The sequence below is a fragment of the Qipengyuania pelagi genome (genome assembly GCF_009827295.1).
GTDB classification, from domain to species: Bacteria; Pseudomonadota; Alphaproteobacteria; order Sphingomonadales; family Sphingomonadaceae; genus Qipengyuania; species Qipengyuania pelagi.
On the sequence record NZ_WTYD01000002.1, the window covers coordinates 484420 to 506651 of the forward strand.

The 22232-nt window shown below is 65.2% G+C and carries 15 protein-coding genes; 6 read left to right on the plus strand and 9 right to left on the minus strand.

Annotation, left to right across the window (positions count from 1 at the left end):
• Positions 1-22: 22 nt before the first annotated feature.
• A complete protein-coding gene (locus GRI47_RS13140) occupies positions 23-1855 on the minus strand; it encodes an aminopeptidase P family protein (protein WP_160661799.1) in 1833 nt (610 codons plus the stop codon).
• 144 nt (positions 1856-1999) lie between these two features.
• Between GRI47_RS13140 and GRI47_RS13145 the strand changes: the two genes are divergently transcribed.
• On the plus strand, positions 2000-4186 hold the full coding sequence (locus GRI47_RS13145) for a S9 family peptidase (protein WP_160661800.1): 2187 nt from the start codon (positions 2000-2002) through the stop codon (positions 4184-4186).
• Positions 4187-4188: 2 nt separating this feature from the next.
• Positions 4189-4581: an acyl-CoA thioesterase gene (locus GRI47_RS13150; protein WP_337190697.1), complete on the plus strand. Its 393-nt coding sequence runs from the start codon at positions 4189-4191 to the stop codon at positions 4579-4581.
• A gap of 105 nt (positions 4582-4686) precedes the next feature.
• On the opposite strand, the gene ald is transcribed toward GRI47_RS13150, so the two are convergent.
• From ald to GRI47_RS13175, 5 genes are all read right to left on the minus strand, one after another.
• A complete protein-coding gene (gene ald, locus GRI47_RS13155; RefSeq protein ID WP_160661801.1) occupies positions 4687-5808 on the minus strand; it encodes an alanine dehydrogenase in 1122 nt (373 codons plus the stop codon).
• A 135-nt stretch (positions 5809-5943) separates the two neighbouring features.
• Positions 5944-8025, minus strand: a complete 2082-nt coding sequence (locus tag GRI47_RS13160; RefSeq protein WP_237452801.1) for a S9 family peptidase — start codon at positions 8023-8025, stop codon at positions 5944-5946.
• 127 nt (positions 8026-8152) lie between these two features.
• The gene (locus tag GRI47_RS13165; protein WP_160661802.1) at positions 8153-8584 is read right to left on the minus strand and encodes a hydrogenase; all 432 of its coding nucleotides are present in this window, start codon (positions 8582-8584) and stop codon (positions 8153-8155) included.
• 17 nt (positions 8585-8601) lie between these two features.
• Positions 8602-10950 (minus strand): FtsK/SpoIIIE family DNA translocase, encoded by a 2349-nt coding sequence (locus tag GRI47_RS13170; protein ID WP_160661803.1) that lies wholly within the window; start codon positions 10948-10950, stop codon positions 8602-8604.
• 83 nt (positions 10951-11033) lie between these two features.
• Positions 11034-11597, minus strand: coding sequence for a thiamine phosphate synthase (locus tag GRI47_RS13175; RefSeq protein WP_160661804.1), 564 nt, complete (start codon positions 11595-11597; stop codon positions 11034-11036).
• 21 nt (positions 11598-11618) lie between these two features.
• On the opposite strand from GRI47_RS13175, the gene GRI47_RS13180 reads away from it, so the two are divergent.
• Positions 11619-12290, plus strand: a complete 672-nt coding sequence (locus tag GRI47_RS13180; protein WP_160661805.1) for a YggS family pyridoxal phosphate-dependent enzyme — start codon at positions 11619-11621, stop codon at positions 12288-12290.
• Between the two features lie 97 nt (positions 12291-12387).
• Here the strand turns inward: GRI47_RS13180 and GRI47_RS13185 are convergent, their stop codons facing one another.
• From GRI47_RS13185 to GRI47_RS13195, 3 genes are all read right to left on the minus strand, one after another.
• The gene (locus GRI47_RS13185; RefSeq protein WP_202387530.1) at positions 12388-15150 is read right to left on the minus strand and encodes a TonB-dependent receptor; all 2763 of its coding nucleotides are present in this window, start codon (positions 15148-15150) and stop codon (positions 12388-12390) included.
• 83 nt (positions 15151-15233) lie between these two features.
• The gene (locus tag GRI47_RS13190; RefSeq protein WP_160661806.1) at positions 15234-17993 is read right to left on the minus strand and encodes a [protein-PII] uridylyltransferase; all 2760 of its coding nucleotides are present in this window, start codon (positions 17991-17993) and stop codon (positions 15234-15236) included.
• On the minus strand, positions 17990-19678 hold the full coding sequence (locus GRI47_RS13195; protein WP_160661807.1) for a class I adenylate-forming enzyme family protein: 1689 nt from the start codon (positions 19676-19678) through the stop codon (positions 17990-17992). Before GRI47_RS13195 ends, GRI47_RS13190 begins: the two co-directional genes overlap by 4 nt.
• Positions 19679-19823: 145 nt before the next feature.
• On the opposite strand from GRI47_RS13195, the gene lgt reads away from it, so the two are divergent.
• From lgt to GRI47_RS13210, 3 genes are read left to right on the plus strand one after another with little or no spacing between them, the layout of a single operon-like run.
• Complete coding sequence (gene lgt, locus GRI47_RS13200; RefSeq protein ID WP_160661808.1) at positions 19824-20684, plus strand: prolipoprotein diacylglyceryl transferase; 861 nt, start codon at positions 19824-19826, stop codon at positions 20682-20684.
• Positions 20681-21766, plus strand: coding sequence for a class I SAM-dependent methyltransferase (locus GRI47_RS13205; protein ID WP_419957001.1), 1086 nt, complete (start codon positions 20681-20683; stop codon positions 21764-21766). The genes lgt and GRI47_RS13205 overlap by 4 nt, the downstream gene beginning before the upstream one ends.
• 46 nt (positions 21767-21812) lie before the next feature.
• Positions 21813-22232, plus strand: coding sequence for a DUF2147 domain-containing protein (locus GRI47_RS13210; RefSeq protein WP_160661809.1), 420 nt, complete (start codon positions 21813-21815; stop codon positions 22230-22232).

Sequence of the window (22232 nt, forward strand, 5' to 3'; positions counted from 1 at the left end):
ACATTGGCGCAGGACAAGCCCCTTAGAGCGGTGCCGTCTCCGCCTCGAGCCAGGCGAGGTCCTCGCCATCCAGCTGCGGCGCCAGCAGCGCGCGCACCTTGGCGTGATAGCTGTCGACCCATTCGCGCTCGCTCGTCGTCAGCATATCCGCATCGATCAACCTCCGGTCGAGCGGCACGAAGGTCAGCGTCTCGAAACCGAGCCAGTCGCCTTCCGCGCCCTCGATCTCGACCGGGACGGTCAGGATCAGGTTCTCGATGCGGATGCCGTACTCGCCCGGCTTGTAATAGCCCGGCTCGTTGGAAAGGATCATGCCCGCCGCGAGCGGTGTCCCCGTGCCCGCGAAGGCGCCGCCCGATTTCGAGATCCGCTGCGGCCCCTCGTGCACCGCCAGGAAGCTGCCGACGCCGTGGCCGGTTCCATGGCCGTAATCGACGCCCGCCTGCCACAGATGCATCCGCGCCAGCGTGTCGAGCTGGCCGCCATTGGTCCCCAGCGGGAAGCGCGCCGTATCGAGCTGGATATAGCCTTTGAGGACGCGGGTGTTGCGATCGATCATCTCAGCCGAGGGCTCGCCCGGACCGACCCAGACGGTGCGGGTGATATCGGTCGTGCCGGCGGAATCATCGCCCAGATACTGCCCGCCGGAATCGCACAGATAGATGCTGGACGGCGGGATCGTGATATTGCTGTCCTCGTCGACCTTGTAATGCGGCAGGGCGGCGTGGCCCGCCGCGGCGCTGATCGTGTCGAAGCTCGCATCCTTCAGATCGGGGCTGATCCCGCGGAACTCGCGCAATTTGGCGGCGGCGGACAATTCGTCGACATGGCCCTTGGGCGCTTCTTCCGAAATCCAGCGCAGGAACCGGACCAGCGCCGCCCCGTCGCGTGCCTGCGCGTCGCGATGGCCCTGCTGTTCGGCGGCGGTCTTGATCGCCTTGGGCAGGATGGCGGGATCGGTCGCGCGGGCGGGCTTCGCGCCCGCATCATTGAGCGCATGGAAAATTCCCGCAACGGCGCGTTCGGGATCGACCGCCACGGTCTTGCCCGCAAACTCCGCCAGCGCCGGTTCGAAATCCGCGCGGTCCCGCACCGTCACGGCGTTGCCGAGATGCTGGACGAGGTCCGACGAGACCTTGTCCTTCGCGATGAAGAGATCGGCCGTCCCGTCGGCCCGCGCGATCACGTAGGAGAGGGCGACCGGCATCTTGTCGATATCCGCGCCGCGAATGTTGAGCAGCCAGGCCACCGAATCGAGCGCGGTGACGATGGTCGCGTCATAGCCTTCCTCCTTCAGCCAGTCGGCGATTTCGGCGCGCTTGTCCGCGCTCGATCGCCCGGCGAGCTTGTCGCCATAGGGGACGGCGGGGGCAGCGGAGGGCTCGGGCCGGTCCTGCCAGATCGCATCGACCGGATTTCCGTCGACCGGGACCAGTTCGATGCCCTTGCGCGCCAGCACCTTTTCCGCCGCTTCCACCCATTCGATCCCATGCAGCCAGGCATCGTAGCCGATCCGCGCCCCCTTCGGCGCGTGCTTGGCGATCCACTCGGCGGGGCCGGTCGCAGGCACGTCCTCGTAATCGTAGAGCTCGCCCGACACCTGTTCGCGCACCTGGACGGTGTAGCGCCCGTCGGTGAACATGGCCGCGCCCTTGCCGCTGTAATCGCCCGCCAGCACCGCCGCGCTGCCGACGCTGCCCTTGAACCCGGTCAGCCATTTCAGCCGCTCTGCATAGGAGCCGACATATTCGCCCATATGCTCATCCGAAATCGGCACGATGAAGCCGGACAGGCCCCGCTTCTGCAATTCCTTGCGCAGGTCGGTCAGGCGGGCTTCGTGGGCGTTCATCAGCATCGGCGTATCCTTTTGTCGGTTCGCGCGGGCCCATCGGGCGAGCGCGGCTTGCGGCGCGTCACGCAGCCGCATAATCATGGCCCCCTGTGTAGGGCATCGCGGCGCCGCTTTCCACCTCTGCGCCGCCATCCGAGGGGTTCATCCATGTCGTCCAAGCGTCTAGTGGCTGCGTTTTCCGTCTTTGGCCTGTCCGTATCGAGCCTGGCGCTGTCCGCTCCGCTCGCCGCCCAGGCTACCGATGCCAATCGAGAGAGTTCCGTGTCCAAACCTTCCTCCGAACCGACCGCGCCCCCCGTCGCCGAGAAGCGCGACTATTCCTACAGCCATCACGGGATCACGATTTCCGATCCCTATCACTGGCTGCGCGATGCGAGCTACCCGACCATCGATGACGAGGACATTCTCGATCACGTAAAGGCGGAGAACGCCTGGTTCGAAGCCCAGATGGAGCCGCATCAGAAGCTGGTCGACACCCTGTTCGAAGAGATGAAGGCGCGGATCAAGGAAGACGATTCGACCGTGCCCCAGAAGGATGGCGACTGGCTCTACTGGTCCGAATTCGAAGAGGGCGCGGAATATCGCAAATATTACCGCAAACCGGTCGCGGGCGGCGATGCGCAGCTGATCCTCGACGAAAACGCGCTGGCCGACGGGGTCGAATATTTCCGCCTCGGCAGCTTCTCGGTCTCGAAGAACGGGCGCTATCTCGCTTACTCGACCGACACGGACGGATCGGAGCGGTTCACGGCGCGGATCAAGGATCTCGAAACGGGCGAATTGTTGCCTGATGAAATTCCCGGCACTTTGTCCGGCCTCACCTGGGTGATGGGTGATCGCGGCCTCGTCTATGGGCTCGCGACCAAGGAATGGCGCGTGGACAATGCGCGGCTCCACGTCATCGGCCAGCCGGTCGAACAGGATGTCGAAATCTATCACGAGGGGGACGAGGGCTTCCGCGTCGGCACGGGACTCACCGCGCAGGAAGACTGGCTGGTCATCGCGACGGGCGACAACGAGACGAGCGAGGTCCGCCTCGTCCCCGCCGCCGATCCGACTGGCGAGCAGATCCTGGTCAAACCGCGCCGGAAAGGCGTCGAATACGATGTCGACGTGCGGGACGGCACGGTATGGGTCCACACCAATGACGATCACGTCAATTTCCGCCTCGCCACCGCGCCGCTCGACAATCCGGGCGACTGGACCACGCTGATCGCGGGGTCGGACGAATTCTACCTGACCGGATTCGACCTCTTCAAGAATTTCTTCGTCACCGAAGGACGGCTCGAAGGCCTCGACCAGATCCAGCTGCGCTCCTATGCCGAGCCCGCGCTGGTCAAGCCGATCGCCTTCATGGAGCCGAGCTTTTCCGCCGGCCTCTCCGACAATCCCGAATACGATACCGATCGGCTGCGCCTGTCCTATGCCAGCATGGTCACGCCCAATTCGGTCTATGATTATCTGGTCGATACCGCTGAGCTGGAACTGTTGAAGCAGCAGGAGATTCCGAGCGGCTACGATCCCGATCTCTACGTGACCGAGCGGCTGACGATCCGCGCGCGCGACGGGGCGATGGTGCCGGTCAGCGTGGTGCGCCGGAAGGATCGCCCGGCAGAGCCCGGACCGCTCCATCTCTATGCCTATGGCGCTTACGGCTATGCGACCCCGCCGGGCTTTTCGACCACGCGCCTCAGCCTCGTCGATCGCGGCTACGCCTATGCCATCGCGCATATTCGCGGCGGGGACGATCTGGGCCGCAACTGGTATCTCGGCGGCAAGCTGAACGAGCGGACCAACACCTTCACCGATTTCGTCGACGTGGCGAAGGGGCTGGTCGCCGAAGGCTATACCGCGCCGGGCAAGATCAGCATTTCGGGCGGCTCCGCGGGCGGCGAGCTGATGGGCGTGGTCGCCAACACCGATCCCGAATTGTGGGGCGCGGTGGTGGCCCATGTGCCCTTCGTCGATGTGCTCAGCACCATGCTCGACAAGGATCTGCCGCTGACGCCGGGCGAATGGCCCGAATGGGGCAATCCCATCGAGAGCAAGCAGGCCTTCGCCTATATGCTCAGCTATTCGCCTTACGATCAGGTCATCGCGCAGGATTATCCGCCCATGCTGGTCACCGCGGGTCTCAACGATCCGCGCGTGACCTATTGGGAACCGGCCAAATGGGTCGCGAAACTGCGCGAATACAAGACCGACGACAACACGCTGCTGCTCAAGACCAATATGGGCGCGGGCCATGGCGGCAAGTCGGGCCGTTTCGAATCGATCCGCGAAATGGCCGAGGAAGTCGCCTTCATCCTGTGGCAGAATGGCAGGGCGGAGTAGTCTTGCGCTTTATCAGGAGCTTCACGGCCGGACCCGAGCACATCGATGTGATGGGCCACGTCAACAACGCGGTCTGGGTCCAGTGGGTGCAGGACATGGCGACCGCGCATTGGGACGCGGTGGCGCGGCCCGAGGACCGGGAGGCCGTGGTCTGGCTCGTCGTCCGGCACGAGATCGATTATCGCGGCAATATCGGTCCGGGCGAAAGCGTGACTGCTGAGACCTGGATCGAAGGCGAGCCCAAGGGCGCGAAATCGCTGCGGCGGGTGGATTTCACCGACGCGAACGGGCGCGTAATGGTCTCCGCCGCCACGACCTGGGCCATGCTCGACCGCGAGAGCTTACGCCCCCTGCGGGTGCGCGCCGAGGTGCTCGCGCCGTTTCGCGCAGGTTAGGCCAATCCCGCGCTGACTTCCAATTCGTCATCCCCGCGAAGGCGGGGATCCATGGTGCAGCGCCGATCCTGAATTCCCGCCTTCGCGGGAATGACGGACGGAGGCTCAGGCTATCCCGAGCACATCCGCCGTGCTGCGGTATTCGTGGCCGAGTTCGGTGGCGACCGCTTCGTAGGTCACCTTGCCTTCGTGGACGTTGAGACCTTCCGCCAGATGCGGATCGGCCCTCAAAGCTTCCTTCCACCCCATCCGCGCGATCCTGAGCGCGTGGGGCAGGGTCACGTTGTTGAGCGCATAGGTGCTGGTGCGCGCCACCGCGCCGGGCATATTGGCGACGCAGTAATGCACCACGTCATCGACCACATAGGTCGGCTCGGCATGAGTCGTCGCGCGGCTGGTTTCGAAGCAGCCACCTTGGTCGATCGCCACGTCGACGAGGACCGCGCCCTTCTGCATCCGCTTGAGCATATTGCGGGTCACCAGCTTCGGGGCCGCCGCGCCGGGGATCAGCACCGCGCCGATCACGAGGTCCGCGCCGCTCACCGCGTCGAGCAGGTTCGCGGCGTTGGAGAAGCGCGTGCTCGCCCGCGCCTCGAAATGGGTGCCGACCTTTTCGAGCACTTCGGGGTCGCGGTCGAGAATGGTGACGTTGGCGCCGAGGCCGACCGCCATCTGCGCGGCGTTGAAGCCGACCACGCCGCCGCCGATCACCACGACCTTGCCCGGCATGACGCCCGGAACGCCGCCCAAAAGGACACCGCGCCCGCCATGCGCCTTTTCGAGCGCCGATGCGCCCGCCTGCACGCTCATGCGCCCGGCCACCTGGCTCATCGGTTTAAGCAGCGGCAATTGGCCGCGCGGGCCGGTCACCGTCTCATAGGCGATTGCGGTCACGCCGCTGTCGAGCAGGTCGCGCGTCTGGTCCGGATCGGGGGCAAGGTGGAGATAGGTGTAGAGGATCTGGCCCTGGCGCAGTTTCTTGCGCTCTTCGGCCTGCGGTTCCTTGACCTTCACCACCATTTCGCATTCGGCGAAGATCGGGTCCGGCCCGTCGACGATCTTGGCGCCGGCGGCCATATATTGCTCGTCGGTCGCATCGATGCCGAGGCCTGCGCCGCTCTCGATCCAGACTTCGTTGCCCTGCGAAACCAGCTCGTAGGCGCTTTCGGGCGTCAGGCCGACCCGGTATTCGTGGTTCTTGATTTCCTTGGGGCAACCGACGCGCATGGGATTCTCCTTGTCGCGCTGTCCGTTACAAGTGAAACTGGCGCGGCGCAATGAGAGCCATGCGCGGCGGTAATGGGGCCGCACCGTAGCGGAAAGGGTGCGGCCCTATCGCGTGTCCCGCGTTTTTGCCCGGGCTCAGCCTTCGGCCTCGGCCTCGACGTCCAGCCCGTCGACATATTCGGCCCCGGTCACGATTTCGGCGGTCGATGCGCCCAGCGTATCGCCAATCGGTTCCGCGCGTCCGCCAAGGCACGAGGCGAGGAAATTCTCGGTGATGGCGTTGAAGGCGATGTTGTTGGTCGGCTTGGCGAAGCCGTGGCCTTCGTCGGGATAGACGACATAGGTGACGGGAATGCCACGTTCCTCCATCGCCGCCACGATCTGGTCGCTCTCCGCCTGGTTGACGCGCGGATCGTTGGCGCCCTGGCCGATCAGCAGCGGCTTCACGATCCGGTCCGCCTTGTAGAGGGGGGAGGCTTCCTTGATCAGCGCCAGGCCTTCGGGCGTGTTGGGATTGCCCATCCGGTCATGGAATTGCGAGATCAGCGGCGCCCAATAGGGCGGGATGGTCGACAAGAGCGTTTCGAGATTGGACGGGCCGACGATATCGACGCCGCAGGCGAAGGTCTCGGGCGTGAAGGTCAGGCCCACAAGCGTGGCATAGCCGCCATAGGACCCGCCCATGATCGCCACCTGATCGCGCGGCGCGATGCCTTCGCCGACCGCCCATTCGACCGCGTCGATCAGGTCGTCATGCATCTTCTTCGACCATTCGAGATTGCCGGCATTGATGAAATCCTTGCCGAACCCGGTCGAGCCGCGGAAATTGACGCTCATCACCGCATAGCCGCGATTGGCGAGCCATTGGTGGCTGGAATTGTAGCCATACCCGTCGCGCGCCCAGGGGCCGCCATGCACGAGGAGGACCATCGGCACGGGGCTGTCGGGAATGCCGTCCATATCGGCATCGCTGCCCGGCGGCAGCGTCAGATAGGTCGGCAGGGTCAGCCCGTCGCGGCTCGTCAGTTCGCGCGTGTGCATCGGCACGAGCGGCGCGCCTTCCAGTTCCGGGCGCCCCACATAGAGCTGCGTCAGCGTCCCGGCATCGCGATCGTAGAGATAGGCGGCGCCCGGCGCCACCACCGGATCGTTGCCGACGATCCATTTGCGATCGTCATCGGTGCGCGACTGGATGCCGTATTGCCCTTCGAGTTCGGCATCGAGGAAATCGAGCGCAGCCTTGATCTCGGGATCGGTGGCGGTCCATTCGGTCTTCAGGTAATTGACCGAATAGGCCTCGATCTCGCCGGTCTGCTGATCGCGGATCGAACCGCCGATATCGGCCCGCTCGTCCTCGGCGATCACCCGCGTTTCGCCCGTATCGACATCCATCGCGACCAGGGCGGCGGTGTTCCGTCCCCGGCTGTCATACCAGTACATGGTCTTGCCATCGGTGGTGAAACCGGCCGGATTGGTGGTCAGCGAATCTTCCATCGCGGTGGCGCTGAACGGTTCGGCGGCGATCTCGTTATCGGTGACCTTGAAGAAATCCATGCCGCCGTCTTGGTTGGGCCGGATCGCCATGCGCACGTCGAGATTGTCATCGGCCATGAACCCGGCATAGCCGTTGTTCTCGATCAGCTTCGTCAGCTCGCCCGTGCCGAGATCGAGGCGATAGACGTCGTGGAAGCGTGCATCGCGGTTGTTGAGGCCGACGAGGATCGCATCCCTGATCGTGGTCGAGGCGCCGATCAGCTGGACCCGCGTATCCTCGAACGGGGTCAGCACCGTCTCCTCGCCCGTCGCGACGTTCACGCCATAAAGGAGGTAGTTCTCGTCCCCGCCCTTGTCCTGGACGTAGAGCACGCTCTTGCCGTCGGGCGCCCAGAAATACTGGCGGATCGGACGGTCGGTGGAGGCGGTGATGGCGCGCGCCTGATCGGGACTGTCGGCGGGGGCAAGCCAGACATTGAGCACGCCATCCTTGGGCGCGAGCCAGGTGAGATAGTCGCCATCGGGGCTGATCTGTGCAGCGGCGCGCGTGGGGTTGCCGAACAGGGCGTCGCGCGCGATCAGCGGATAGGCGGACAGGTCCTGCGCGGCGGTGCTTGCAGGGGAAGCGGGAGAGGTCATCGAGGAATCCTGGCTGGCGGCGGGCGCGGCGGACATCAGCCCCGCGGCAAGAGCGAATAGGCTGGCTTTACGAAGCATGGTCATATGAGGTTCCCCCTGTCTGGTTCAAATGTCGGGCCGCACCTTTTTGGTAACGGCCCTGTGTTGCAGCGATAATACACGAGCGTGGGCGGGCGTCAAAACTCTTGGCCGTGGATCGCGAATGGTGCTCTCAACGGCTCGCGCTGCGGTGTCTCATCAGCCCGACCACGAACAGCGCCCAGCCGATCGTCATGGCCACGCTGCCGCCGAGGACCAGTGCCGAAACCGCACTCTGCGCCACCGGCCCGGCATCGTAGCCCGCGCCCGAGATCGGCAGGCTTTCGCCCGCGCCGGTGGCGGCGGAGAGGGTCAATCCGATCCACAAGATATACATGCCGACCGTCACGGCCCATCGGGCCACGCGCGACCAGAGGGCGGGGAGGTCCGTCCAGCGCCACACCACGCCGAAGATCATCAGTGCCATGCCGCTCTGCACGGCGGTGAGATGCGCGGAGAGAGCCATGCGAGGGTTCACGAAGGTCTGGACCAGCGCCCCTTCGATCAGGCCGAACAGGAACAGCACCGCACCGGCCAGGATCGGCATCCGCGCAGCATCGCGCATCGGTCCGGTAACCGGTGTCAGATCGGATTCCCGTCGCGATCGCGGAAGATCTCGCGTCGGCCGACATGATCGGCGCCGCTGACGAGGCCTTCGCCCTCCATCCGCTCGATCCATTTCGCTGCCGTGTTGTACCCCACGCCCATCTGGCGCTGGAGCCACGATCCGCTCGCCTTCTGGTTCTCGAACACGATCTGGCAGGCCTGACGGTATTTGCGCTCTTCGGGATCGTCGCTCGCGGTGAGTTCGTCGTCGAAGCCGAAACCGCCGCCTTCTTCCGGCTCTTCGGTGACCGCGTCGACATAGTCCGGGCTGCCCTGGCCGCGCCAGTGATCGGCCACAGCCTCGACCTCCTCGTCCGACACGAACGGGCCGTGGACGCGCACCATCGCGCCGGTGTTGGGCTTGTAGAGCATGTCGCCCTTGCCGAGCAGCTGCTCCGATCCCTGCTCGCCCAGGATGGTGCGCGAATCGATCCGGCTGGTCACCTTGAAGCTGATGCGCGTCGGCAGGTTCGCCTTGATGACGCCGGTGATGACGTCGACCGAGGGGCGCTGCGTCGCCATGATCAGGTGGATGCCCGCCGCGCGGCTCTTCTGCGACAGGCGCTGGATCAGCACCTCGATCTCCTTGCCGACGGTGACCATCAGGTCGGCCAGCTCGTCGACGATCAGCACGATCTGGGGCAGGACCTCGTAATCGAGCTGTTCTTCCTCGTAGATCTCCTCGCCCGTCTCGGGGTCGAAGCCGGTCTGGACCCGGCGACCCAGCGGCGCCCCCTTGGCGATCGAGGCTTTGATCTTCTCGTTGAACGAATGGATGTTGCGCGAATTCACGCTCGACATCATGCGATAGCGCTTCTCCATCTCGCCCACCGCCCATTTGAGCGCGCGCACCGATTTGTGCGGTTCGGTAACCACTGGCGACAGGAGATGCGGGATGTCGTCATAGCTCTTGAGTTCGAGCACCTTGGGATCGATCAGGATCAGGCGGCACTCGGTCGGCGTGAAGCGGTAGAGCAGCGACAGCAGGATGCAGTTCAGCCCCACCGACTTGCCCGATCCGGTAGTCCCCGCGACGAGCAAATGGGGCATGGCGGCAAGGTCGGCGATGATCGGCTCGCCCGCGATATCCTTGCCGAGGATCATCGGGAGGCTGCCCTTGGCCTCCGCGAAATCCTCCGATTCGACCAGTTCCTTGAAAGCGACCGTCTGGCGGTCGGCATTGGGCAGTTCGATGCCGATCACGGTCTTGCCCGGAATGGGCGAGACGCGCGCGCTGATCGCGGACATGTTGCGGGCGATATCCTCGGCTAGACCGACAACGCGGCTGGCCTTGATGCCCGGCGCGGGTTCCAATTCGTACATGGTCACCACCGGCCCGGCGCGCACCGCCACGATCTCGCCCTTGACGTTGAAATCGTCGAGCACGTTTTCGAGCAGGCGGGCGTTCCTTTCGAGCGCCATCTTGTCGAGCTTCGCCACCTTCTGTTCGCCGGGATCGGCAAGGAGGTCGAGGCTGGGCAGGTCGTATTGCGCGAACATGTCGCGCTGGCGGGGCTTGGCGGCCGGTTCCGCGCGGCGCGGGGCGGAGGTCGGGTCGGAGATTTCGGGCGCGCGGCGCGGCGAGGCGGGCTCTTCCGAAAGCGGCTCGGCGGCCTCTTCGGCGCGGGCGCGGCGTTCCTTGCGGCGGGGAAGGGGCAGGATGTCGCTATCGGCGAGCTTGTCCGCGAGGCGCGGGGCGCGGTGCATGAATTCGGGGAGAGTGAGGAATTGCGCCCAGTCGATCGCGAAGACGCGGGTGACCAGCGCCGCACCGCCGAACAGCGCGACGATCCCGGCAATCGCGATGATCCAGCCCGATGCGCCTGGGGGGAAACGGCCCGCCACCGCCTCGATCCCGCCCGCGCCCAACAGGCCCGCAAGGCCCCCGAACCCGGCGGGAAGCCCATTGGCGCTGCCTTCGAATATCAGGGCCAGCACCGTGGCGAGCAGGACCATGGCGGCCAGCAGCATGGCGAAGGGCCGCCACCAGCGGCCCTCATCCGCCGAACTGTCGGTCTCGATCCCGCGCCATAACCGGCGTGCGGAAATATAGAGCAGCGGCAGCAGCAGGATTGCGGTGAGACCGAACCAGTAGAGGGCACGTTCCGCCGCCCAGGCGCCGCTCGCCCCCATCCAGTTGGCGATATCGGTGTCGGCGGCGGCGGTGGACTGGCTGGGATCGGTCTGCGCATAGCTTGCCAGCGACAGCGCGAGGAACAGCGTGCCGAGGGTCAGCACGGCAGCGCCTGCGATCTGTCCGGCGCGCCGCAGCGAACGCCGGAAGGCGGCCTTCCAGTCGGTTACCGTCAATGCCTGGCTTGCCATCCGAAATCCTTCCCGCCCGGCATGGTATCAGGGCGACCCCACCTGCGGCTCGTGCTTACTATGAGTCCGGGGTCAGGGTGAGGTCAAGCGCTGTTCGGCGAACGGCTCAGCCCGTCGATCGCGGCCCAGCGCGGCCAGCCGAGCGCCGCGGCGCGCTCCGCCGTCATTCCGCCCAGAGCGATGACGGGCAGGGATGTCCTCTGCGCGAGCGTATGGAAGCCGTCCATGCCCAGCGTCGCGCCGCCTTCGTGCGAGCGGGTGGGGAAGACGGGGGACACGAACACGCCATCGGCCCCGGCGCGCTCGGCTTCGCGCAGTTCGCCTGCGTCATGCGCCGTGGCGAGACGCAGCAGACTGGCAGAGTTCGGGCCGAGGCGGGAGGGCGCGCCGTAGATTCCGTCCGCCCCCCATTCGATGGCCTGATCGGCGGTGCCCGACAGAATGACGCGATGCGCGTTTTCGCGCGCCCGCTCTACCAGCTCGGCGAACCGCGCGGCGCGCGCCAGCGGGTCGAGGTGATAATGCCGGAACACGAAGCCCGATTGCCGCGGCAGGCGATCGAGCGCCTCTTCGATTCCCGCATCGTTGCGCGCATCGGAGAGCAGCCAGAGGAGCGGCAGCGGGGCGGAAGGCTGGCGAATGGTCACCAAGCCGCTATAGCGCGCGCCATGACCGAACGCGCCCCCGTTTCCACGCCGCTCGCCCTCGTTCGCGAGACGATTGCCCGCACGTGCAAGATCGCCCGCCGCGAGCCCGAGGACGTGACGCTGATCGCGGTCAGCAAGACGCGTTCAGCCGAGGATATCCTGCCGCTGCTCGAACAGGGCCAACGCGTGTTCGGCGAGAACCGCGTGCAGGAAGCGCAGGCCAAATGGCCGGAGCTGCGCGAGAGCTTTCCTGACTCGGAACTGCATCTGATCGGCCAGCTGCAATCGAACAAGGCAGAGGACGCGGCAGAGCTGTTCGACTGCATCCACGCGCTCGACCGGCCGAGCCTGGTCAAGGCGCTGGGCAAGGCTTTCGACAAGACCGGGCGACGCGTGCCGTGCTTCGTCCAGGTCGATGTGGGGGATGAGAAGCAGAAGGGCGGGTGCCCGGTCGCCGAACTGCCCGCGCTCCTAAAACTTGCGCGCGAGGCCGATATTCCGCTGCGCGGGCTGATGAGCCTGCCGCCCGCCGATATCGAACCGGCGCCGTTCTTCGCATTATTGGGCAAGCTCGCCATGGATCACGGACTGGCCGATCTGAGCATGGGGATGAGCGGGGATTACGAGACCGCGATCATGCTCGGCGCGACGCATGTGCGCGTGGGCACGGCGTTGTTCGGCCCCCGAAACTGATTTGCGTCTGATTTGCGACTGACCGGACGGAGTCCTTCCCAAACGGAAAAGGGCGCCCCTCGCGGGACGCCCCTCTCCTCTCCAAGCGGAAAACCGATCAGAACTTGCCGCGCACCGTGATGCCGTAGGTCCGCGGTTCGGCGAGGAAGGCCGAATAGGTCTGCTGCGGCGCCACGAACCCCGTGTTGAACGCGACCTGCGTGTAATCCACGTCGAACAGGTTCTGCACCCAGCCTTCCACCGCGAAGCGATCCGCGATGTTGGTGACGCCGATACGGCCGTTCACGATCGCGAACCCGTCCTGTTCCTTGCCGTAGAGCAGGTCCGAACCGGTGTTGTAATCGCTGGTCATGCGGACGTTGAAGAAGACGAGGCCTTCCATCCCGCTATTGCCGAGCGGCGGGGTCCAGGTGACCGAGGAGGTCGCCACGATCTGCGGCGCGTTCGACAGATTGTCGCCCGGCAGCAGACGCAGCGCCGGGTCGAGCGGCACGCCGCTGTCGTTCCCGATCAGATTGTCCTCGTAGCTGGTGTCCGAATAGGTGAAGCCGAAGGTGAAGCCCAGATCGGTGGCCGGATTGACCGTCGCTTCCACTTCGACGCCCTGCGCGATCACGCCCGGCGCCACTGCGTCGGGGTTGCAGGCGCCGGTCGCCGCGCTCGCATCCTGATCGGCACCGCCCAGATTGTCGTCGCAGGAGTTGATGTTCTGCACCAGGAAGACCGAGCCGTTGAAGGTGTTCAGCTGGAAATTGGTGAATTCCTGGCGGAACGCCGCGATGCTGAGCCCGAATTCGCGGGTCGAGTATTTCGCACCCACTTCATAGGCGTTCACCGTCTCTTCGGCGAATTGCAGCACCGACGGATTGATCGCGGCGGCGTTGAACAGCACCGGGTTCGACAGCGCCGAGCGATCGAGGTTGAAACCGCCTGCCTTGTACCCGCGCGAATAGGACGCGTAGGTCATCAGATCGTCGGTCGGCTTCCAGCTCAGGATCGCGGTGCCGGTGAATTCGTCTTCCTTGCGCTCGTCGGCGATCGACACGCCATTCAGCTCGGAGGTCGAATTGCCCTGGCAGGACAAGGCCAGAAGACCACCGGCCAGACCGCCGAGCGGGGCGAGATCGGGTACGCCATCGCCATTTGTATCGACAGTAGGCGTGAAGAGCGGACGCAGCAGGGTCCGGTTGGCCGGACAGAACACGTTGTCATTGCCGAAGGTCGCATCCAGCGTCTTTTTCTCGTTGGTGTAACGAAGGCCCAGCGTCAGATCGATATTGTCGGTGATGTGCAGGATGTTGTGCGTGAACAGGGCGAAGTTCTCGCTGTTCTGGTTGTACTGGTCACCGGTCGAACCGCGATCGCGCACCTGGGCCAGATTGTTGATCGCACCCACGATCAGCGGGGTCGCGGGGCCGAAGGCGCCAGCGCCGCCGTTTGCTCCCGTCAGCGCCGCGATATTGGCGCCGAAGCAGTTGGTGGCACCCGGATTGGCGAGCGCGGGATTGATCGCCAGCGCGATGCGGCAATTGGCGAAGGTGCCGTACTGGCTGCCGAACCGCAGGTTGTCCTTAACCGTCAGATCTTCGTTGGCGTAATAACCGCCGACCAGCCAGTCGAGCCGGTCGTTGAACGCGGTGCCGGTCAGGCGCAGTTCTTGGGTAAAGGTTTCGAAGGCACGCGCGCCGCCGAATTCGTTGGGCGCGCGATAGAGCAGGTCGACCTGGGTATAATCGGTGTCCGAACCCTGGAAGTTCGAATATTCGCGATAGCCGGTGATCGAGGTCAGCGAGACATTGCCGAAATCCCAGTTGAGCTCGCCCGAGATACCGTAATCCTCGGTCTCGCCTTCATAGCTGCGGCCGGGGGTGATGTAGATGTCGCGGTCGAAGGTCGACTGGGTCAGCGCATTGCGGTTCTGACCGAGGCCGAGCAGGATCGGGATGATCGGATTGCCGGTGCTCGTCAGCGCGGGCGAGCCGCCGACCGGGCGCCTGAACGGATCGAGTCCCGGCGATACGCGTGCGAGCGGGGCGAAATCGGGCTGCACGAAGGTCGCGGCGCAGCACGCCTCGTCCTTCTTCGAATAATCGCCGACGAGACGGAAGGTCAGATCCTCGGTCGGTTCGAACAGCAATTGGCCGCGCACCAGATACCTGTCGCGGTTGTTGATCTTCACATTGTTGACGACGTCGTTGTAGAAGCCGTCACGCTTGAAATAAACGCCATCGACGCGCGCCGCGATCGTGTCGCTAAACGGTGCGTTCACGCCGCCTTCGACCTTGATGGCGTCGTAATTGCCGTAGGTGAATGCGCCGTAGCCCGAGAACTCGAATTCGGGCGGGGCGGTGTAGATGCTGATAAGGCCGGCAGAGGCGTTGCGACCGCCGAGCGTGCCTTGGGGCCCGCGCAGGATTTCGACCCGGTCGAGCGGGCCGAGTTCGGACAGCGCGCTGCCCGAACGCGAGCGATAGACCCCGTCGACGAACACCGCGACCGAGCTTTCGAGGCCGGGATTGTCACCCACCGTACCGATGCCGCGGATACGCGCCGATCCGTTCGCTTCGTTGCCCGTCGAGGAGACGAGGAGCGAAGGGGCGACCTGGTTGAGTTCGCGAATGTCGCTGGTGCCCGAATTCTGCAAGGTTTCGCCCGAGACGGCGGAGACGGCGACCGGCACGTCAGCCAAAACCTGCGCGCGGCCCTGCGCTGTCACGATAATGACTGCATTATCCTCGACATCGGCGTTTTCGAGCTGGCTTTCGGAAGCCTGGGACTGGGCGAAGGCGGCTTGGGGAGCCAGAGCCGCACCGGCCCCAAGCAGGGCAAGCACGCGCAGCGACGCGAACTGGGATTTCATGCACTCTCTCCTGATTTTATGGTTATGACACGATTGCATAGCTATGCACGGCAAACTTGCAACAATCTATCGACGGACAACCGTCACGCGTCTTCCAATTGTGCCTGTAATGCATCACTCGCGGCGACGAGGAGCGAGCCTTCGATACGCGCGAGGCGGGCTTCGCCGGTGATCTTGGAGCCGGTAACATCGGTCACGTAGAACGTGTCCACCGCCCGCTCCCCATAGGCGGTGACATGGGCCGAATGGACCACCAGCCCTTCCTCGAACAGGGACCGGCTGAGGCGGTTCAGCAGGGCCGAGCGGTCGCGGGCATTGACTTCGATCACGGTGAAGCGGTTCGACGCCTTGTTGTCGAACACGATGCGCGGATCGACATCGAACGCCTTGGAGCGGCTGTGCGGCAAAGGCCGCTGCGCGAGGCGCGGTTCGAGATCGATCCGGTTGGCGAGCGCGTCGGCGATCGATTTCTTCAACCTGTCGAGCTGTCCCTCCTCCATGAAGGGGCGCCCATGCGGGTCCTGCACGAGGAAATTGTCGACTGCCCAGCCATCGCGCGAAGTGTGGATGCGCGCGTCGATGATGTTTCCGCCCGCTAGATGGATGCCACCCGCGATGCGATAGAACAGGCCGGGATGGTCGGCGGCGATCACCGTCACCAGCGTGGCGCCGCGCTGCTCGTAGAATTCGCAATGGATCGAGAGCGCGTGATCGGCCTCGCGCGCGGCTTGGTAATGGACGAGGTTGATCGCGGCGATGTCCGCAGGCTCGGCGATCCAGTAGGCATCGTCCAGCCGCCCGCCGACGCTCGCCACGAGATCGCTGCGCGGCCCGAGCCGTTTCGACACCTCCGCCCGCTTCGCCTCGACCCGTTCTTGCCGCCCGTGGCGGGCATGGCCGAGCCTGAGGCGTTCCTGCGACAGGTCGAACAATTCGCCCAGCAGCTGGCCCTTCCAGCTGTTCCACGTCCCCGGCCCCACCGCACGGATATCGACCGCGGTCAGGATGGCGAGATGGCGCAGCCGCTCGATGCCCTGCACGGTGTTGACGAAATCCTCCACCGTCTTGGGATCGGTCAGGTCGCGCTTCTGCGCGGTGTGGCTCATCAGCAGGTGATGGAGCACCAGCCATGCGACCAGCTCGGTCTCGCTGTCCGACAGGCCGAAGCGGGGGCACAGATCGCGCGCGACCTCAGCGCCCAGGATCGAATGGTCGCCTTTCCTGCCCTTTGCGATATCGTGGAGCAGCGCCGCGACATAGGCGACCCGGCGGCTGGCGACCTTGTGGATCAGCCGCGTGGCGCGCGGGTGATCGTCAGCGAGTTCGCCCTTCTCGATCCGCGACAACAGGCCGATCGCGCGGATGGTGTGTTCGTCCACCGTGTAATGGTGATACATGTTGAACTGCATCTGCGCGTTGACGCGGCCGAAATCGGGCACGAAGCGGCCCATCACGCCCGCCTCGTTCATCCACCGCAACACGCTCGCCGGATCGTTGCGACCGCAGAGCAGGTCGAGGAACAAAGCGTTGGCGCGGGCATTATGGCGGACCGCGTGATCGATCGTCTTCGCGTCGCGCGCGGCCTGGCGCATGGTGCGGGGATGGACCTCCAGCTCCTCCGCCTCGGCCAGCTGGAACACCTCGATCAGGCGCACCGGGTCCTTGCGGAACCAGTCGTCCGACGGCGCCGCGATCCTGCCGCCATGGACGACATAGCCCTTCAATTCGCGCGGACGGCTGCGAAATCCGGCGAAGAAGCCGCGCTTGGCGCTTTTCTGGGCGAATTCCTCGTCCAGCTGGGCGAGGAACACGCCCGTCAGGCTGCCGACCCGCTTGGCCTGCAGGAAATAGAACTGCATGAACCGTTCGACCGCGCTCTTGCCGGGGCGATCGGCGAAATTCATCCGTTCCGCGATCTGGCGCTGGAAATCGAAGGTCAGCCGGTCCTCGGCGCGCCCCGTGATCTGGTGGAGGTGGCAGCGCACCGCCAGCAGGAACCGTTCGGCCCGGCGGAAGCCCCTGTATTCGGCCTTGGTCAACAGGCCGATATCGACCAGCTCCTTCGCGCTTCTGACCTGATGGGTGTATTTCCCGATCCAGTAGAGCGTCTGAAGATCGCGCAATCCGCCCTTGCCGTCCTTGATATTGGGCTCGACGACATAGCGGCTGTCGCCCATCCGTTTGTGCCGCGCGTTTCTCTCGGCCAGCTTCTCGACCACGAACTGCCGCTCGGTCCCGCGCGCCACCTCGCTCCAGAACCGGCGCGAGGCCTCGTCGTACAAGGCCTCGTCGCCCCAGACGTAGCGGGCTTCGAGGAGGCTGGTGCGGATCGTCAGATCCTCGCGCGCCAGGCGCATCGAATCCTCGATCGTGCGGCTGGAATGCCCGACTTTCAGGCCGAGATCCCACATCAGATAGAGCATCGCCTCGATCACCTGCTCGCACCATGGGGTGTGGCGCTGCGCGGTGAGGAAGGCGATGTCGACGTCCGAATGGGGCGCCATTTCCGCGCGCCCGTAACCGCCGACCGCCATGATCGCGAGCCGCTCCGCGCTGCTGCGATTGGGGGCAGGGTAGAGATCGGCGGTGACGTGATCGTAGAGCACGCGCACCAGCTGATCGATCAGGAAGGCATGGCCGCGCGTGCAGGCATGGCCGGCGGACGGCCGCTCGCACAGCCGCCGGGTCAGCTCGGCACGGCCCGCATCCAGTGCCTCTTTTAGGGCCTGGACGATATGCGGGCGCGCCTTGTCGCCATGCTCCGCCACAAGCTCGGCGATCCGTCCGGCGAGGAGCCGCCGGTCGATGATCGCGCGCTGGTTCGGAACGGGAGAGCGGTTCACGCCGGGGCGCTATCCTTCGCATAAAGCGCCTTCACCGCGCGCTTGTCGACCTTCTGCGTGCCGAGGCGTGGCAATTGCTCCTCTGCCTGCCAGAGCCGCGCGGGAATCTTGAAATGCGCGATATGCTCGGCGAGATAGGCCTGGAGGTCCTGCGGCGACAGGCTTTCGCCCGGCTGGGTCAGATAGACCGCCGCCGGAATTTCGCCCATCCGCTCGTCGGGCAGGCCGAAGACCGAACATTCCGCCACTGCCGGGTGGGCGTAGATCGCATCCTCCACCTCGATACAGGCGATGTTCTCGCCCCCGCGGATGATGATGTCCTTCTTGCGATCGACGATGTAGAGATAGCCTTCGGGGTCGAGATAGCCGAGATCGCCGGTGCGGAAATAGGCATCGTCGGTATAGGCCGCCCTGGTCGCTTCCTCGTCCTTCCAGTAACCGAGGAAATTGGCAGTGGAGCGGATCGAAACCTCGCCCACCTCGCCCTGCGCCAGCGCATTGCCCGCATCGTCGAGGATCGCCATGTCGACCAGCGGGCGCGAGGCCATGCCGGTCGATCCGGGCTTGGCGAGATAGTTCTCGTTCAAATTTCCCGCGCCGACCGCGTTCGTTTCGGTGAGGCCGTATCCCAGCAGCGGGAAACCGTCAGGGAACGCTTCCCTGATCTTCGTGACGTGTTCCAGCGGGCGCGGGGCGCCACCGGCCGCGAAGCTCTTGCATTGCGACAGGTCGAACTGCTCGCGATCGGGATGGGTCGCCATTTCGTAGCTCATCAGCGGAACGCCGACGAAATAGGTCACCTTCTCCTCGTCGAGAAGGCGCAGCGCCTCGCGCGCGTCCCATTTGGGCATCAGTACCAGCTTGCGCCCGATGGCGATGGACTGGAGGAAGACCGGGATCTCGCCCGTGACGTGGAACAGCGGCACCGCGACCAGCGCGCTCGGCTGCACGGTCGGCGCATCGCCGCGCTCGGTCAGCAATTGCAGCACCATCGCGGTCTGGCAGATATAGTTCATCGTGCCCGACACGACGCCGAGATGGTCGGAATAGGCGCCCTTGGGATTGCCCGTCGACCCGGAAGTGTAAAGGATCGTGGCCAGATCGTCGGGGCCCAATTCGCCGAGCATTCGCTGGGCGGTGTCGCCATCGCCCATGATCGGGGCGAGGCCTTCCTCGCTGTGGTCGAAGACAACGATCTTCGCCTTGTGGTCGATCCCGTCCAGCCGGGCGGCGCGCGGCGCATCGGCGAGCACCAGCGAACATTCGCACAGCTCGATCCCGTAGGCGAGTTCCTCGCCCGTCCACCAGCCATTCAAAAGCGTGGCGCAGCCGCCCGCCATCAACGTGCCCATATAGGCGATCGCCCATTGGGCCGAATTGCGCGCCGCGATCCCGACGCGGTCGCCCTTTTTCAGGCCGTGACCGGTCGCCAGCCCGTCCGCCACCTTGGCGGCCATCCCATAGACCTCGCCGAAGGTCAGGCGCTGCTCGCCATCGACCAGAAACAGCGCATCCTTGTTCTGATTGCAGAAATGGGCGAAATAATGCGCCAGGCTCGGCGGCGCGTTGACGAAGGCCGGCATGTCCACGCCGCGGCGGGTCACGGTCTTGAGGGCGAACATCTGCCCATCGGCGGTCACCGCATCGGTGATCCGGGTAATGTCGCGGTCGAGATCGGTTTGCATGGGTTGCGGCTATCCTCTCCAAAAGTCTCCGAAGGCGTAACAGAGCGGCGTGCAGTCTTTCGCGCATCGCCGGGCTGTGCCAAAAGCCGCCCTCCGACGAGGTCGCCCGGTGGCGGCTTTCGGTCCATCTATAAGGGATAACCCAGTGCTGTCACTACTCGCGAATGCGGGCGCGAACCCGATCCAGTGGGCCGAGCTAGGCCTGACGCCGGGGATCGATCTCGGCTTTTTCACGCTGCGGTGGTACAGCCTCGCCTATCTCGCCGGCATCCTGCTGGGCTATTGGCACCTCTCCAAGATGGTCAAGAGCCCCGGCGCCCCGATGGCGCAGCGCCATGTCGACGACCTGTTCTTCTACTGCACGCTCGGCATCATTCTGGGCGGACGGCTGGGCTATGCCGCCTTCTATCAGCCCGAACTGTTCGGCAGCCTCGCTCTGTTCAAATTGTGGACCGGGGGGATGAGCTTCCATGGCGGGGTGATCGGCGTGCTGATCGCGATCGCCTGGGTCGCCTGGCGCGGCGGGCTGAACTGGCTGCGCGTGTGCGACTATATCGCGGTCAACGTGCCGTTCGGGATGATGTTCGGCCGCCTCGCCAATTTCGTGAACGGGGAATTGTACGGACGCCCGACCGATGTCAGCTGGGCGATGGTGTTCCCGTCCGATCCGCTCGGCCTCGCGCGGCATCCCAGCCAGCTCTATCAGGCGGCGCTGGAAGGCGCGCTGATGATCGCGATCCTGCTGCCGCTGTTCTGGTATACCCGCGCCCGCTATCGTCCGGGCCTGCTGGTCGGCGTGTTCACCGTAGGGATTTCGCTGGCGCGCTTCGTCAACGAATTCTTCCGCGAGCCTGACGCCCATCTCGCCTATGTCGTCGCGGAAACCGGGTTGAGCCGCGGACAATGGCTGACGCTCCCGATGATCGCCATCGGCCTCGCCGTGATCGCCTACAGCCTGACGCGCCAGCCCGCCCCCGCCACGCCGAGTGAACCACGGGCGGCGTGAGCGGAGAGACGGACGATCTGGGCGCCCGCTTCCGGCGCCTGATCCGCAGCCACGGCCCGATGCCGGTGGCGCGCTTCATGGGGGAGAGCAACGCCCGCTATTATGCGAGCCGCGATCCGTTGGGTGCGCCCGGTCCTGATGGCGAAACCGAGGGCGGGGGCGATTTCGTCACCGCGCCCGATATCAGTCAGATGTTCGGTGAAATGGTCGGATTGTGGTGCGCCGATCTGTGGATGCGTGCCGGACGGCCGCAGGATATCCTCTATGTCGAATTGGGGCCGGGGCGGGGTACGCTGGCGAGCGACGCGCTGCGAGTGATGCACCGCCAGGGCCTCACGCCGCGCATCCATCTGGTCGAAGGCTCGCCCGTCCTGCGCGCAAAGCAGCGCGCGGCACTGCCCGAAGCCCAATTCCACGACGATCTGGCGAGCGTGCCCGAAGATGCGCCCATACTACTCGTCGCCAACGAATTTCTCGACGCGCTTCCGGTGCGCCAGCTGGTCCGCACCGAAACCGGCTGGCGCGAGAGGATGATCGCGCTGGACGAGGACGATGGTTTCGTCTTCGCCGCCGGTCCCAACCCGATGGTTGACGCCGTGCCGCAAGATCGCCGGATGGCCGAACCGGGCACGATCATCGAGACCAATCCCGGCGCGGCGGCGGTGATGGGCGAGGTCGTAAGGCGGCTTGGCCATCAGGGCGGGGCGGCATTGTTCATCGATTACGGGTATCTCGCGCCGCGCTTCGGATCGACGCTTCAGGCGGTGAAGGGCCATCGCAAGGTCGATCCGCTCGCCTTTCCCGGCAGCGCCGATCTCACCGCGCTGGTCGATTTCGCCGCGCTGGCGGAAATCGCCCGGACGGGCGGGGCCGAATGGCTGTCCGCGACCACGCAGGGCGCCTGGCTGCGCGCGCTGGGGATCGAGGCGCGGGCGGCAGCTTTGGGCGGCGAAGCCATCGCGCGCGATCTCCACCGCCTCGTTCACGCCGACGAAATGGGCGATCTGTTCAAGGTGATGGCGCTCGGGGGTGGGGGCTGGCCAGCCGCTGCTGGCTTCGGGGCCGGTTCTGGGCCCCCATAGAAACGATCTGGCTTCCCGACTGTTGATCCCTTCGAAGGAGATTTCGATGAAACGCGCCGCTTTCACCCTTGCCGGGGTCGCCATGGCACTCGCCGTGCCCGCTTCGGCCGCCGATCCGATCACCGGACGCTGGATCACCGAGGATCGCGATGCCGTCATCACCATCGCGCCGTGCGGTGCCAGCCTGTGCGGCAAGATCAGCAAGTTCCTGGTCGCTCCGCCCCAGGGCGTCGATCAGCGCGACATCAACAATCCCGACAAGGCGAAGCGCAGCCGCAAGCTTCTGGGCACGCCGGTGCTGACTTCGTTCAGCGAGGATGGCGATTTGTGGCGCGGACGGATCTACGATCCGAAATCGGGCAAGGATTACCGTTCGGTCATTCGCCGCACATCCGCGTCGAAGCTCGAAGTCCAGGGCTGTATCGGTCCGTTCTGCCAGACCCAGAACTGGACCCGCGCAAACTGA

Excerpts from the sequence above, each read along its gene's own strand:
- GRI47_RS13140 (WP_160661799.1), bottom strand. The coding sequence starts at position 1,855 with ATGCTGATGAACGCCCACGAAGCCCGCCTGACCGACCTGCGCAAGGAA.
- GRI47_RS13145 (WP_160661800.1), top strand. The coding sequence starts at position 2,000 with ATGTCGTCCAAGCGTCTAGTGGCTGCGTTTTCCGTCTTTGGCCTGTCC.
- ald (WP_160661801.1), bottom strand. The coding sequence starts at position 5,808 with ATGCGCGTCGGTTGCCCCAAGGAAATCAAGAACCACGAATACCGGGTC.
- GRI47_RS13160 (WP_237452801.1), bottom strand. The coding sequence starts at position 8,025 with ATGACCATGCTTCGTAAAGCCAGCCTATTCGCTCTTGCCGCGGGGCTG.
- GRI47_RS13165 (WP_160661802.1), bottom strand. The coding sequence starts at position 8,584 with ATGCGCGATGCTGCGCGGATGCCGATCCTGGCCGGTGCGGTGCTGTTC.
- GRI47_RS13170 (WP_160661803.1), bottom strand. The coding sequence starts at position 10,950 with ATGGCAAGCCAGGCATTGACGGTAACCGACTGGAAGGCCGCCTTCCGG.
- GRI47_RS13180 (WP_160661805.1), top strand. The coding sequence starts at position 11,619 with ATGACCGAACGCGCCCCCGTTTCCACGCCGCTCGCCCTCGTTCGCGAG.
- GRI47_RS13185 (WP_202387530.1), bottom strand. The coding sequence starts at position 15,150 with ATGAAATCCCAGTTCGCGTCGCTGCGCGTGCTTGCCCTGCTTGGGGCC.
- GRI47_RS13195 (WP_160661807.1), bottom strand. The coding sequence starts at position 19,678 with ATGCAAACCGATCTCGACCGCGACATTACCCGGATCACCGATGCGGTG.
- GRI47_RS13210 (WP_160661809.1), top strand. The coding sequence starts at position 21,813 with ATGAAACGCGCCGCTTTCACCCTTGCCGGGGTCGCCATGGCACTCGCC.